Origin of the sequence: Pseudomonas sp. NPDC090592 (genome assembly GCF_044769185.1) — a bacterium.
Classification (GTDB): Bacteria; Pseudomonadota; Gammaproteobacteria; order Pseudomonadales; family Pseudomonadaceae; genus Aquipseudomonas.
In genome coordinates this window covers 1-13605 of the sequence record NZ_JBIVXJ010000036.1, presented here as the reverse complement: position 1 = coordinate 13605, position 13605 = coordinate 1, and the positions used below count along the sequence as shown (strand labels likewise).

Here is a 13605-nt window from a genome sequence, read left to right as displayed (position 1 = left end):
GGTCGGAGCAACCATGTTGTTCCTGCTCACGCCAACGCTGATTGTGCTGCCGATGTCGCTGTCCGATGCTCGATACCTGAGCTTCCCGCCCCAGTCGCTGAGCCTGCAGCCGTTCTTCAATTACCTGGCTTCCGTGGAATGGCGTACAGCTACCCAGGTGTCGCTTATCACCGCCACGATCACCATGATCGTGGCTACGACACTGGGCACAGCCGCAGCCTATGCGTTGCACAACAGTCAGCAGCGTTACCTGGGTGTACTGCGTGGGCTGATGATGGCTCCGATGATTGTGCCGTCGATCTTCACGGCCATCGGCCTGTTCTTCATCTACGCACGGCTGGATCTGAACAACAGCATCCCAGGCCTCGTTCTGGCGCATACCTTGATTGCATTGCCTTATGTGATCATCAACGTCGGTGCTGGCTTGAAGAGCTATGACATGACGCAGGAGCACGCCGCGTGCATCCTTGGCGCCAGCCGCTTGCGCGCATTCATTGACATCACTTTGCCGCAGATCCGCTTTTCGGTCATCGCCGCTGCAATGTTCGCGTTTGCCGTGTCCCTTGATGAGGCAGTGATCTCGCTGTTCATCAGCGGCGGGGACAGTGCAACCTTGACCAAGCGCATGTTCAGCTCGCTGCGTTCTGAAATCGATCCTCTTATCGCTGTGGTGGCGACCCTGATGACTCTGCTGTCCATCGTCATGCTTGCCATCAGCCTCACTGCTCAGCGTCGTGCGCAGAAGAGGAGCCAGGCATGAGTCGCAAGACTATGCGTCTACCTGGGGCCAGCGGACAGCCGTTGTCGTTCACCTGGAACGGTCGAAAACTGGATGGGCTCGAAGGCGACAGCGTAGCCGAAGCGCTGTTGGCCAATGGTATCCGTGGCTTGGCATTTACGCGCAAGGCGCATCGGCCAATGGGGCTTTCGGGTTTCTACGCAACTGGCGTACTTGCCCGTGTTGACGGTGTGCCGAACGTACGGCTTGACCAGTGCTTGTTGCGAGAAGGCTTGCAGGTCGAGATGCAGAACTGTTGGCCTGCGCCGTCGATCGATCTGTTGCGTCTGGCACGACTGGTGCCGGCCAAGTGGATTCAGGGTGGGTTCGAGCACACCAACATCGTACCGAGCGGTGGTCAGCTTTTTCAAAGGTGGGAAGGGTTGTTGGCATTCCTCGCCGGTGTGGCCAAGCCCGCCTCTTCGAAAGTAGAAGTCGTCGTACCGGAAGGCCGTCGTGTACACGCCGAGGTTCTGGTAATTGGTGCAGGACCTGCCGGCTGTGCTGCTGCCAATGCTGCTGCCCAGAGTGGGCGTAAAGTGGTGCTGGTTTCCCGTGGGCAGACGGCAGGGGGCATAGCCCGCTTCGCCGGTGCCAGCACTCCTGCGCTCGATCCTGGCGTGGAGTGCCTGTTTGGCGTTGACGTATTTGGCGCCTATCGAGGTGGTGAGTTACTGCTTGGTGCGCCAGTGAATGGCAACGAAGGTGCCCTGGTGTTGGAAGCAGATGAAGTGATCCTGGCAACCGGACGCCGTTCTGTTCCACCGCTTGTGGCGGGTGCATGGTTGCCGGGGGTCATGGATGCACGCACAGCGCTGTCGCTCGTTGCCGGTCGGCGTATTGCGCCAGGTGCCGCAGTGGTAGTGCTGGGCGTCGGTCAGCAAGACGCGTTGGCCAATCAGTTACGTGGTTTGGGTGTAAATGTGGTGACCGCAGCGCCGATGGAGAAGTTGAGACGAATCTGTGGGTTCAACAGTGTGCGGGGCATCGAACTGGATGCCTACCATGCCTGCGATGCCGTCGTGTTGTCTGGCCACGGCGCGTTCGATGACAGTTTGAGCTTCCAGCAGTCTGCGCAAGGCCGTCTGCAGTTGTTCGGTGGGGAAAGCGTTTATCAACGCGTTGGTGCCGCAGCGGAGCCTGACAGACCGCATAATGCGCATGATCCTGCGGTCTTGCTTTGTCCCTGCTTCGACGTTTCTGGCGCGGAAGTGGATGAACTGCTGGACCAAGGTATCCACGATCTGGAAGTAATCAAGCGCCTGACCTCATGCGGTATGGGGCCTTGCCAAGGGCAACCTTGCTGGAACGCTTTGCGTGATTACGTAGGTGCGCGCTTGGGAGTCATTCCGGCAAGCATCCAGAAACCCACCCTGCGCCCTCCGCGTCGGGCTTTGACTGTTGCGCAGGCCGCGGGGCTGGCGTCTGTGGTGGAGCCGTTGCAATGAATGATCTTCAACCGCTTCCAACACGTTGTTCGGTGCTGATCGTCGGTGGCGGCATCCAGGGCTTGTCGCTTGCGTTCAGTCTTGCTGAACGTGGCGTGCGGGATATTCTGGTACTCGATGCTGGCTATTGGCAGGGAGGCGCATCAGGGCGAAACGGTACGTTGATCCGTGGCGCTTTCAGCTCACCTGAATGGACACGTTTCTTTGCCCATTCGAATCGTCTGTGGCTCGGCTTGTCGCGGCGTCTTGGCGAAAACGTGATGTTCTCGCGTCGGGGTTACAGCATGATCGGCGAACGCGCAGCAACGGCGGAGCTGCTTTACCGTACACGCGAAGTCCATCGTGAGTGCGATATCAACTCGCATTTGCTCGACCAGGCGCAGTTGAGGAAAGTGCTACCCGCTCTAGCCCACGAGCGCGTCAGCGCAGCATTGCATTTGCCAGACAGCGGGGTGGCGCCACATCACGCGGCAATGTATGCGTTCCGCCAAGCCTGTGAGCGGCTAGGCGTTGAGATTCGCTACCGCACGCGTGTGGATGCAATCGATCACGGTGCTGGCAGGGTGAGCGGAGTGACGGTAGAGGATACGCGTATCCAGGCCGACACTGTTGTGCTGGCTGGCGGGGCCGACAGTAATGCGTTGGCGCAAATGGCTGGCGTGCCGCTAGAGGGTTATCCAATGAGGCTGGAAGCCATGGCATTGGAACCGACGAGGCCCTTGATCGGCCCTGCGGTCGCGTTACTCGACAGGCTCTGCTACATGCATCAAACCGCGCGGGGCGAAGTAGTGGGGGGCGCAGAGGTGGCTGAGCGTCCTCAGGACAGCATTAACGCGGATATTCCAGTGATGGCGGCTACGGCGCGTGCCTATCTGGAGATGTTTCCGCAGTTGGGGCAGGCACGCATTCTCCGTCAATGGGCTGGGTTGGTGCATATCTCTCCGGATTTCGGGCCAATGTTAGGTGCCCACCCTCGCTTACCCGGATTGTTCGTTAGCGCCGGCTGGTGCTACGGTCACGCCGGTGCGCCCGCCGCCGGAGACATGTTGGCTCAGGCAATTGTCGATGGCGTGGTGGACGAACGGATGAAACCCTTTGCCGTTGATCGCTTCGAGCGCGGATGTCCTGTGACCGAGCCAGGCATTGTATTGAGTCATTTCGAATGAATAACCGTGAATTAGAGCATCGTATAGGCCAGTCCCCTCGTGCAATCGAGGGCGTCACTTCCGTTGCCACTGAAGGAAAGCCTGCCATGAATGCCGCTGAGGATTCGCCGCTGTTTGTCACCGCGCTGTCCAAGGGCCTGTCGATAATTTCTGCGTTCAACAGCGGTCGGCCAAGTATGAACCTGATGGAGCTTGCGCAGGTAACCGGGCTCAACAAGAGTACTGTCCAGCGGTCGATTTTCACGCTCGAGACGTTGGGGTATGTGGGTAAAGACCCGGAGTCGAAGCGCTACCGCCTTATGCCCCGCTCGCTGGATCTCGGAGCCGGTTATCTGCAGACCAGTGATCTGGTTGAGCGCTCCAATCCCTACCTGCATGAATTGAATCGGGGTACTGAAGAAAGTTGCAATTTGCTTGAACCTTGTGGCACGGACATGCTTTACGTGGCGCGCTTCCCTAGCCACCGACAGATTTCCATCCATGTGCCACTGGGGCGGCATTTACCCATGTATTGCACTGCTGCGGGGCGCGCCTATCTTGCGGCCTTGCCAGCCGCTGAGTGCAAAGCCATTCTCGATGCTTCGGATTTGATTGCACATACTTCCAACACGATCACTGAACGTGAGCGTCTGGATGAAGTGATTGATCAGGCACGTCGTGAAGGCTATGCCTTCGCCAATGAAGAATTCTATGTCGGTGACATTAGTGTTGCGAGCGCAGTGGTCAACGCTAAAGGTTATCCGTTAGGGGCTGTGAACGTCGCCGTACCCTTTAGCCGTTGGTCTCTGGATGATGCGTTACGTGATCTGGCCCCAAAGGTAATTAACGCCGCTCGTTCCATTTCGAGTGCCGCTCGAAGCTTGCGCCCCATGACTTGATATCGGGGCGGTTAAACGCCCTCATCATGAGTATCCCGAATTACGCGCTTTGGCGCGTAACGGGGGACTTTTGCTCAGCTAAACGCGAAGCGATATGCGCTCCGATCATTTAATCACCGCACTACTGAAGGAATGCCCCATGACTATCTCTCGCTTTCAACCGAATAACGGCCGCCTCAGCCACGCGCTGGTACACAATGGCATCGTCTACATTACCGGCCAAGTACCTGCTGACCGCACCCAGGATGTAAAGGGGCAGACTGCCCAAGTGCTGGCTCGTATTGATGAGCTGCTGGCCGAAGCGGGTTCGGATAAATCCCATATCCTCTTCGCTCAAGTTTGGCTCAAGCACGCGGTAAAGGACTTCGCAGACATGAATGCGGCGTGGGACGCCTGGGTTCCAAAAGACGCACTGCCAGCCCGCGCAACGGTTGAAGCTAATCTGGCTGCCGAAAACATTCTGGTTGAAATCGCTGTTCAAGCGGCTGTCAGGAGCTGAGCAATGAATACTGTTCATCATCTCATTGGTGGTCAGAAGGTGTTGGAGTCCGGTCGCACGGTAGACGTTTTCAATCCCTCTACCGGGCAAGCCATCCGTAAGCTCCCACTGGCTAGCAAGGCAACTGTTCAACAGGCAATTGATGCTGCCAAAGCTGCTTTCCCGGCCTGGCGCAACACGCCGCCAGCCAAGCGTGCTCAGGTGCTGTTCCGCTTCAAGCAATTGCTTGAGGCTAATGAGCAGCGCATTGTCCAGTTGATCAGCGAAGAGCATGGCAAAACGATCGAAGACGCTGCCGGTGAACTGAAGCGGGGCATTGAAAACGTCGAGTACGCAAGCGCAGCTCCCGAAATTCTCAAGGGCGAATACAGTCGTAATGTCGGCCCAAACATTGACGCATGGAGCGACTTCCAGCCGATCGGTGTGGTCGCAGGTATTACTCCGTTCAACTTCCCAGCCATGGTGCCGCTGTGGATGTATCCGCTGGCAATTGCCTGCGGTAATACGTTCATCCTGAAACCCTCTGAGCGTGACCCCAGCTCTACCTTGTTGATCGCCGAACTCTTTGAAGAAGCCGGCCTGCCCAAGGGGGTGCTGAACGTAGTACACGGTGACAAGGTCGCTGTAGATGCGCTCATTGAAGCTCCGGATGTGAAGGCGTTGAGCTTCGTCGGCTCTACTCCGATCGCGGAGTACATCTATACCGAAGGAACCAAGCGTGGCAAGCGCGTGCAAGCCCTGGGAGGGGCGAAGAATCACGCTGTGTTGATGCCCGACTGCGACCTCAACAACGCGGTCAACGCATTGATGGGCGCGGCCTATGGTTCGTGCGGCGAGCGCTGCATGGCTATTTCCGTGGCCGTTTGTGTGGGCGATCAAATCGCTGACGCACTGGTCGAGAAGATCGTTCCACAAGTCAAAGCGCTGAAAATTGGCGCTGGTACCTCCTGCGGGCTGGATATGGGCCCGCTGGTTACCAGTGCTGCCAAAACCAAAGTTACTGGTTATATCGATAGCGGCGTAGAGGAGGGTGCTCAACTCTTGGTCGATGGCCGCAATTTCCAGGTCGCCGGTCACGAAAACGGCTTCTTCATCGGCGGTACCTTGTTCGACCGGGTGACATCGGACATGGCTATCTATCGGGAAGAGATTTTCGGCCCTGTGCTTTGCATCGTGCGTGTGCAGAGCCTGGAAGAAGCCATGCAACTGATCAACGATCATGAGTACGGTAACGGCACCTGCATTTTCACCCGTGATGGTGAGGCAGCACGCCTGTTCTGCGACGAAATCGAAGTGGGGATGGTTGGCGTCAACGTGCCTCTTCCAGTGCCTGTGGCCTATCACAGCTTCGGCGGATGGAAGCGCTCGTTGTTTGGCGACCTGCATGCATACGGTCCGGACGGCGTTCGCTTCTACACCAGGCGCAAAGCGATCACTCAGCGCTGGCCACAGCGCACCTCTCACGAGGCCGCGCAGTTCGCGTTCCCTAGCAACAGTTGATTTGCAACTCGTCAGATCCGACTTCCCGCGTGTGGTAATCCTGCCCACGCGGCTATGTACCCAACGTGGAGACAGTCATGAACAACGCCCAGAAGTTTTACATTGACGGCCAGTGGGTCGCCGCGGAGTCCGGAAATACTTTGGACGTGGTCGATCCTTCCACTGAGCAGCCATTCATCAAAATCGCTGTGGGCGATGCCCAGGATGTCGACAAGGCAGTAGTTGCTGCAGTTAAAGCATTTCCGGCTTTTTCGGTACAACCGGTTGCTGAGCGACTGGCTTTGCTGAAGGAGATCTTGCGGGTCTACAACCTGCGCTATGAAGACTTGGTCAAAGCCGTCAGCCAGGAGATGGGGGCTCCGTTGCATTTTGCTCGCGACGCTCAGATCTGGAGTGGCCGTGCTCACCTTGAGTCAACTATCAAAGCGCTGGAATCATTTCAGTTCAGCGAGCAGCACGGATCTACCCATGTGGTTCGCGAGGCAATTGGCGTCTGCGCCCTGATCACGCCATGGAATTGGCCTCTGAATCAGATCGTCTGCAAAGTGGCGCCGGCGATTGCGGCCGGTTGCACCGTTGTGTTGAAGCCGAGCGAAATTGCACCGCTCACCGGTATCATCTTTGCCGAGATTCTCCATGAAGCAGGTGTGCCGGCAGGGGTATTCAACCTGATTAATGGTACCGGACCGGATGTTGGCCAACATATGGCCAGCCACCCTAAAGTGGACATGGTGTCGTTCACCGGCTCGACTCGCGCAGGTATTATAGTTGCCAAGACAGCGGCTGATACGGTGAAGCGGGTTGCCCAGGAACTGGGAGGCAAATCGGCCAATATCCTGCTTGATGATGTAGATCTTGAGGTCGCTGTCGCCAAGGGGGTGAAGGGGTGCTTCTCCAACTCTGGCCAGTCCTGCGATGCGCCTACGCGTATGCTGGTTCCGGCATCCCTGCATGCCCAGGCGTTGGAAATTGCCAGGCACACGGCCGAGCAACTGGTCACCGGCAGCCCCTTGGAGCAAGCAACCAACCTGGGCCCTGTCATCAGCGAAGCACAGTTCAACAAGATTCAGGGACTGATCGCAACCGGTATTGAAGAGGGTGCCACTTTGGTGGCCGGTGGTCTGGAGCGCCCCGAATGCCTGCACAAAGGCTATTACGTGCGTCCGACCGTATTTGGCAACGTGACGCCACAAATGACCATCGCCCGTGAAGAAATCTTTGGCCCGGTTCTGTCGATCCTTCCGTACGACACGCTGGAGCAGGCCATCGAGATCGCCAACGATACGGTTTACGGCCTCGCGGCCTATGTGCAATCCCGGGACATTGATAAAGCAAGGGCAGTCGCAGGTCGCATGCGGGCAGGCTCGGTTTACCTCAATTATCCCGACTGGGACACCTTTGCGCCGTTTGGTGGTTATAAACAGTCAGGTAATGGTCGAGAGTATGCAGGGTGGGGCATCCACGACTTCCTGGAAATCAAAGGCGTAGTGGGCTGGGGGAGCTGAGATCTTTTCCTGCGGGGGCAGACATGGATGTCTGCCCCAGTCTTGATGGATCAGGTCGGGAATTACAGATGTATCCAATAGGGATGCCGTGAGCCATTAAAGTGACTCCGGCTTACCGATCAGTGCTTCATGTTTTTTTGAGAGTCGCTAGCCAGATGATGATGCTCCTGTGCTATCGCTTTCCTTACCTCACTGACCTGCGTGGCTGTAACCTCTGGAGCTTTGTTGCCCCAGCTGTTGCGGATGAACGAAACGAGCTGTGCCGTTTCCTGATCATTCAACCGCCAGCCGAAATCGGGCATGACAAGGTCAGACGGCGCTTGTTGAGTGGAAGGCAGCCTGCTGCCGCTCAATATCACACGGATCATCGAGCTCGGATCTTCCGAGAGTACCGATGGGTTGCCGGCCAGTCGGGGGAACACCTCGCTGTAGCCGTGCCCGTCAGTCCGGTGACACGCGGCGCAGTTATCAACGTAGATCTCGGCTCCGCGGCTTGGAGACTCACCCGACCAAAGTGACTTTGCAGTTGCATCGTCCGCCTTGAATGCCACTTTTGTAGAACCTGCACTGGCCGGAAGCGATTTCAGATACTGGGCGATCGCTGAAAGATCTTGATCGCTCAAGAACTGCCCACTGTGCTGGATCACATCGTTCATGGCGCCTATCGATGAGAAATGCGCATTTCGGCCATTTCGCAGCGTTTGAACGATGTCTTCTTCACTCCACTCGCCCAGGCCGTCCGGAGCATTTGCGCGCAAGCTGATGGCAACCCAGCCATCGATGACCTGGCCTCCTGCCAGATAGGTTGGATCTCGCTCATCCAGCGACTTCTCCTGGAGTGTCACAGCCCGTGGTGTGTGGCAGCTCCCACAATGCCCAAGCCCTTGAACCAGATAAGCCCCCCGGGCAATCTGGGCACTTTCGTACTTCAGTGGCCCCGTCGCAGCCATCGGCTCGACCGCTGGCGCAAACAGGTTGCGCCAGATGCTCAGCGGCCATCGCATGGATAACGGCCAGGGGATTTCGCTCTCCCGGTTGGCTTGAGCGACAGGCTCAACGCCATTCATGAAGAATGCATAAAGCGCTTTCAGGTCGTCATCCGTGACCTTGGCGTACGAGGGATAGGGCATAGCCGGGTACAGTGTGTACCCCTCTTTGGCTATGCCATGACGCACCGCTTTGTCGAAGTCTTCGAGTGAGTATCGCCCGATGCCCGTGTCTGGGTCGGGCGTGATATTGGTGGCGAAGATGGTGCCGATCGGAGTGGCCATTGACAGGCCTCCGGCATATGGCTTACCGCCTTTTGCAGTATGACAAGCCACACAGTCCCCGGCCCGTGCCAGGTATTCCCCCTGTTTGATCAGCTCCGGGCTCTTGTAGTCTTCTGCCCAGAGCGCCGGAGCTGCCGCAAGCAGAGCGGTCGCCAATGAGACTCGAATGTTCATCCCGGCAAGGCTCCTCATGCTTGCACCATAGGGCCTGGGGCTTTCAGGTACTGTTCCCGGATGGCTTTCGCTGACCAGTAGGCCAGGGCGCCTACCATACCCGTCGGGTTGTAGCCGTTGTTCTGCGGGAAGACGCATGCCCCCATTACAAATACATTGGGCACATCCCATGACTGAAGGTAACGATTGACTGCGCTGGTCCTGGGGTTGTCGCCCATGATCGCGCCACCGCAGGTATGGGTGCTCTGGTAGCGTGTGGTGTTGTAGTGTTCGCCTGGTTTCTTTGCGTCTGCCGAGATTGCCAATGGGTTGAGACTGCGGGCCATTTCCTCAAGCTTGCCGACCATGTACTGGTTGGCTCTGATTTCGTTTTCCTTCCAGTCGAATGTCATCCTCAGCATTGGGCGGCCAAAGGCATCCTTGTAGGTAGGGTCGAGGTCGAGGTAGCAGTCCTCATAAGCCATGTTGGCCCCTTGGACTTCCCAGTAGAACTGGTGACGGAAATTGTCCTGTGCCGCTTTCTTCCAGCCGCTGCCCCATTTTGGGCTACCGGGTGGCAGGCTGATGCCGCGCACCGGGCCGCCGCCTGGCTGGCGCGCCCACAACACACTGCCGCCCAGGTACCCCAGCTTGGCATTGTCGATCTGGTTGCCGTTGAAGTCGTCGATGACTTGCCCTGCGCCACCGATGCCGATGAATGGGTTACCTTGCACGCTTTTGTCGAAGAACAGCGTCATGCGCGTCAAGTTCTGATAGGTGTAATTCTTCCCGACCACGCCTTCGCCAGTCTTCGGATCGTAAGGTTTGCCAATACCCGAAAGCAGCATGAGGTGGACGTTGAGGTAGGAGAACGCTGCGAGGATCACCAGGTCCGCTCGCTGCGTCTGCTCATGCCCCGAGGCGTCCAGGTAGGTAACCCCTGTCGCTTTCTTCTTGTCGCTATCCAGCTCGACCTGGAGTACTTGCGAGTTCGGCCTGAGTTCGAAATTTTTGCGCTGGCGCAGTACCGGCAAGATGCATGCGTTGGGGCTGGCTTTGGAGTAGTTCAAGCACCCGTAGTCGCTGCAGAAACCACAGAAGTTGCACGGGCCGAGTTGACATCCGTAAGGGTTTTTATAGGGGCCAGATGCGTTCGACGCTGGAATGGGATAGGGGTGGTAGCCGAATTCCGAGGCAGCTTTAGCGAAGGCTTTTCCGCCCAGGTAATCGGGGTTGGCCGCTAACGGGAAGTGCCTGCTGCGTGAGCCCTCGAACGGGTTGCCTCCGGTGATGGGTAGACCGTTGATGATGCCCGCTTGCCCGGCTGTGCCGCAGACCTGTTCAAAATGATCGAAATGCGGCTCCAGTTCCGTGTAGCTCACGGGGAAGTCCTGAATGGTCATCTCTTTGGGGATGAAAGCTTTGCCATAGCGGCTTTCGTAGTTGGAGCGCAGGTTGAAGTCTTCGGGCAGCGCACGGAAATGACAGCCAGACCAGTGCGTGCCGGCCCCTCCCACACCATCACCGGGCTTGAACGAGCCCATCTGGCGATAGGGGACGGCGCGCTGGGCTACGTTGTGGCGGATCGTCAGGCTTTCCTTGCTCAGGCTTTGCAGGTATTTGCGGTGCACTGACCCGGCCAGCTCGTCATTGACTTTTGGGTAGACAAAATCAGGGTAGGTATCCCGGTCGGCACCCCGCTCAAGGGCGACGACTTTAAGGCCAGCATCGGTCAGCTCCTTGGCGAGAATTGCACCGGTCCAACCCATACCAACGATCACGGCATCGACTTTTTCTTGTATTGCCATATCAACCTCTACGACCAGACATGCTTACGGGCGGTAACGGGTAGGGCTTCGACGTTTGGTCGACCCAGTCCATGAAATCGGCGCGTACGCCTGGGTAACCCACCAGCTTCCAACCCACCATGTCTTTGTTCCCGCCGTACTGCGGGTCGGCGAAAAAGCCGTACAGGGTTTCGTTCAGCAGGTGTGTGAAGAACACCTTGGCTGGCACGCCCTCGGTTTTGATCTCACCGGCTTCGACGCGTTTGAGAATGCCGTCTTGTTCAGGGGCGGACAGTTCACTGAAGCGCTTGCCCGCGTGTTCTTTCTGGCACCAGGCGTTCAGGGCAGAAATCCCCACGCGCAGTATGTCGCGCGGCGGCAGCTTGCCCTGGTAACCAAACTCCGGACCCGCGTCGTAGTAAGGGCCTTGCAGGTACCAGATATCACCGGCCGCATAGCTGCTTTGCATATGTCGATCAATGAACTCGGGAACCCCCGCTTCGATCGCGCCGGCCCCCAGTTCATCCTGGGGGATCAGCCGGGCGCACGCCGCATTGATGAATGCCCATTCGATCTCATTGAAAAAGAGCGGTGAGTAGGCTTTGGCCGGGTCGCGGTCAGTTGCCTTCACGTGGTTGTCTGCAGCCGGCGTGGCCGTGGCCAGGCCAGGCACTTGGCTGGCGATGACTGTCAGCGGTATCAGCGTCAACGTTTTCTTGAAGAACGCTCGCCTCGATTCATAGGGTTTTTCTTGGTCTTGTTGGCTCACGAGGGTGACCTCTCAGGCATGAGTGGGTGGTGCGAATGACGAGTGCTTGGCTCATCATTTTGGTATTTTGCATTCAAAATATAAAATGCGTCTAGGCCTGGAGTGGTGCGGCGCTTCGATCCAGCTTATTTCGGGCGCAGGCGCGCACCCGGACAGGGACTGCGGATGGGGAAGAATTGAGCTGGATCAAGCGCGGGACTGCGGATGCAGCCTGGAGGGGGGATACAGGGGCAGCCGTAGCTGCCGTAAGGGGTTGCGTCAGACGCGAGGCAGGCCGCCTGCGTCAAGAATGTGGTTACGCAGGATGGCCTTCAGGCGCTCGCCATCGCGCTTCTCGAGTGCTTCGATCATTGCTTCATGATCGTGAATGGCGCGTTCCCACTTCTGCTCTGTGCGGTTGGAGGAATAGCGTACGGCCTGGATTTTTCGATTGAGCGTGAGGTAAGTCTTCCTCAACGTTTCATTGCGAGCGGCGAGGCTGATGGCATCATGAATGGCTGCGTTCTTTTCAAAATACAGTGACAGGTCGTCACTGGCTTTGGCTTGAAGCATCTGGAAGTGCAGGGAACGTATTGTCTGAACTTCGCTATCGGTTATTCGCTCGCAGGCAAGCTGACCGTTGAAAGCCTCGATGCCACTCATGAGTTCGAACGTTTCGCGTATTTCCACATCGCTCATCTGTGCGACGCGGGCGCCGCGGTTAGGCCTGAGTTCAATGAGGCCTTCCATGGCGAGTACTTTGAGCGCCTCTCGCAGCGGCGTACGGGAAATACCAAGCACCTCGCAGAGTTCGCGCTCATTGATTTTTATGCCTGGTTTCAAAGTCCCTTCGATGACGAACCGGCGCAAGTGATCGAGTACAGTGTCATGCAGGTGCATGCGCTCGATTTTTGCCAATTCACCCAGGGGTGAAGCACCAGAAGACATAACCTACCTCAGCCAAAATTAATGCATGCCAGCGCACCATCGCACGTCTGGGCAGGCGGGCAGTAATTTTAGCAGGAGTCAGGCTGTGGGCCGCAAGTTACATATCCTTCATTGAAAACGCTGGTACGGGCCTGTCCGCGTGCCAGTGCGGGCAGGCCCACGGGGCCAGGCGTTGGCTTATTCGTCGCCGCGGATCGAGAAGTTGGCCATGTGTTCCAGGCCTTTGATCAGCGCCGAGTGGTCCCAGTTGCCGCCACCCAGGGCCTGGCAGGTGTTGAACACTTGCTGGGCATTGGAGGTGTTGGGCAGGTTGATGCCCAGTTCCTTGGCGCCCTGCAGGGCCAGGTTCAGGTCTTTCTGGTGCAGGTTGATGCGGAAGCCTGGGTCGAAGGTACCCTTGATCATGCGCTCGGCATGCACTTCGAGGATTTTCGACGAAGCAAAGCCGCCCATCAGTGCTTCACGCACCTTGGCAGGATCCGCGCCGTTCTTGGCAGCGAACAGCAGGGCTTCGGCAACAGCCTGGATGTTCAGGGCGACGATGATCTGGTTGGCAACCTTGGCAGTCTGGCCGTCACCGTTGCCACCCACGCGGGTGATGTTCTTGCCCATGGCTTCGAACAGCGGCAGGGTGCGCTCGAAGGCTTTCGGGCAGCCACCGACCATGATGCTCAGGGTCGCGGCCTTGGCACCGACTTCACCACCGGACACCGGGGCGTCCAGGTAGGCGGCGCCGGTTGCCTTGATTTTTTCGGCGAAGGCTTTGGTGGCGGTAGGGGAGATCGAGCTCATGTCGATCACGATCTTGTTCGGGCCTACACCTTCGGCGACGCCGTTTTCACCGAACAGGACGGCTTCGACCTGTGGGGTATCGGGGACCATGACGATGATGAACTCGGCTTCCTGGGCCACTTCCTTCGGGTT

General features: G+C 57.7%; 12 protein-coding genes. 7 read left to right on the top strand and 5 right to left on the bottom strand.

Annotated elements, in window-relative coordinates; all coding sequences use genetic code 11:
• Positions 1–13: 13 nt before the first annotated feature.
• The 7 genes from ACIQUI_RS24600 to ACIQUI_RS24570 all read left to right on the top strand — a co-directional run bounded on the left by ACIQUI_RS24600 (position 14) and on the right by ACIQUI_RS24570 (position 7774).
• The gene (locus tag ACIQUI_RS24600; RefSeq protein WP_403203287.1) at positions 14–760 is read left to right on the top strand and encodes an ABC transporter permease; all 747 of its coding nucleotides are present in this window, start codon (positions 14–16) and stop codon (positions 758–760) included.
• Positions 757–2226, top strand: coding sequence for a 2Fe-2S iron-sulfur cluster-binding protein (locus ACIQUI_RS24595; protein WP_403203260.1), 1470 nt, complete (start codon positions 757–759; stop codon positions 2224–2226). Before ACIQUI_RS24600 ends, ACIQUI_RS24595 begins: the two co-directional genes overlap by 4 nt.
• Positions 2223–3392, top strand: coding sequence for an NAD(P)/FAD-dependent oxidoreductase (locus ACIQUI_RS24590; protein WP_403203259.1), 1170 nt, complete (start codon positions 2223–2225; stop codon positions 3390–3392). The genes ACIQUI_RS24595 and ACIQUI_RS24590 overlap by 4 nt, the downstream gene beginning before the upstream one ends.
• On the top strand, positions 3389–4270 hold the full coding sequence (locus tag ACIQUI_RS24585; protein WP_403203258.1) for an IclR family transcriptional regulator: 882 nt from the start codon (positions 3389–3391) through the stop codon (positions 4268–4270). Before ACIQUI_RS24590 ends, ACIQUI_RS24585 begins: the two co-directional genes overlap by 4 nt.
• A gap of 139 nt (positions 4271–4409) precedes the next feature.
• Entirely contained in the window at positions 4410–4769 is a 360-nt protein-coding gene (locus ACIQUI_RS24580) for a RidA family protein (protein ID WP_403203257.1), read from the top strand.
• A gap of 3 nt (positions 4770–4772) precedes the next feature.
• On the top strand, positions 4773–6269 hold the full coding sequence (locus ACIQUI_RS24575; protein ID WP_403203256.1) for a CoA-acylating methylmalonate-semialdehyde dehydrogenase: 1497 nt from the start codon (positions 4773–4775) through the stop codon (positions 6267–6269).
• Positions 6270–6346: 77 nt separating this feature from the next.
• A complete protein-coding gene (locus ACIQUI_RS24570; RefSeq protein WP_403203255.1) occupies positions 6347–7774 on the top strand; it encodes an aldehyde dehydrogenase family protein in 1428 nt (475 codons plus the stop codon).
• Positions 7775–7893: 119 nt separating this feature from the next.
• On the opposite strand, the gene ACIQUI_RS24565 is transcribed toward ACIQUI_RS24570, so the two are convergent.
• From ACIQUI_RS24565 to ACIQUI_RS24545, 5 genes are all read right to left on the bottom strand, one after another.
• A complete protein-coding gene (locus ACIQUI_RS24565; protein ID WP_403203254.1) occupies positions 7894–9219 on the bottom strand; it encodes a c-type cytochrome in 1326 nt (441 codons plus the stop codon).
• Positions 9220–9233: 14 nt separating this feature from the next.
• Positions 9234–11006: a GMC family oxidoreductase gene (locus tag ACIQUI_RS24560; RefSeq protein ID WP_403203253.1), complete on the bottom strand. Its 1773-nt coding sequence runs from the start codon at positions 11004–11006 to the stop codon at positions 9234–9236.
• Position 11007: 1 nt separating this feature from the next.
• Positions 11008–11754, bottom strand: coding sequence for a gluconate 2-dehydrogenase subunit 3 family protein (locus ACIQUI_RS24555; RefSeq protein ID WP_403203252.1), 747 nt, complete (start codon positions 11752–11754; stop codon positions 11008–11010).
• A gap of 258 nt (positions 11755–12012) precedes the next feature.
• Positions 12013–12681, bottom strand: a complete 669-nt coding sequence (locus tag ACIQUI_RS24550) for a GntR family transcriptional regulator (RefSeq protein ID WP_403203251.1) — start codon at positions 12679–12681, stop codon at positions 12013–12015.
• Between the two features lie 177 nt (positions 12682–12858).
• On the bottom strand, positions 12859–13605 hold a 747-nt coding region (locus ACIQUI_RS24545; RefSeq protein WP_403203250.1), incomplete at its 5' end, for a 2-hydroxy-3-oxopropionate reductase.

Coding starts and splice junctions, on each gene's coding strand:
- ACIQUI_RS24570 (WP_403203255.1), top strand. CDS start 6,347: ATGAACAACGCCCAGAAGTTTTACATTGACGGCCAGTGGGTCGCCGCG.
- ACIQUI_RS24565 (WP_403203254.1), bottom strand. CDS start 9,219: ATGAACATTCGAGTCTCATTGGCGACCGCTCTGCTTGCGGCAGCTCCG.
- ACIQUI_RS24575 (WP_403203256.1), top strand. CDS start 4,773: ATGAATACTGTTCATCATCTCATTGGTGGTCAGAAGGTGTTGGAGTCC.
- ACIQUI_RS24585 (WP_403203258.1), top strand. CDS start 3,389: ATGAATAACCGTGAATTAGAGCATCGTATAGGCCAGTCCCCTCGTGCA.
- ACIQUI_RS24580 (WP_403203257.1), top strand. CDS start 4,410: ATGACTATCTCTCGCTTTCAACCGAATAACGGCCGCCTCAGCCACGCG.
- ACIQUI_RS24590 (WP_403203259.1), top strand. CDS start 2,223: ATGAATGATCTTCAACCGCTTCCAACACGTTGTTCGGTGCTGATCGTC.
- ACIQUI_RS24550 (WP_403203251.1), bottom strand. CDS start 12,681: ATGTCTTCTGGTGCTTCACCCCTGGGTGAATTGGCAAAAATCGAGCGC.
- ACIQUI_RS24595 (WP_403203260.1), top strand. CDS start 757: ATGAGTCGCAAGACTATGCGTCTACCTGGGGCCAGCGGACAGCCGTTG.
- ACIQUI_RS24600 (WP_403203287.1), top strand. CDS start 14: ATGTTGTTCCTGCTCACGCCAACGCTGATTGTGCTGCCGATGTCGCTG.
- ACIQUI_RS24560 (WP_403203253.1), bottom strand. CDS start 11,006: ATGGCAATACAAGAAAAAGTCGATGCCGTGATCGTTGGTATGGGTTGG.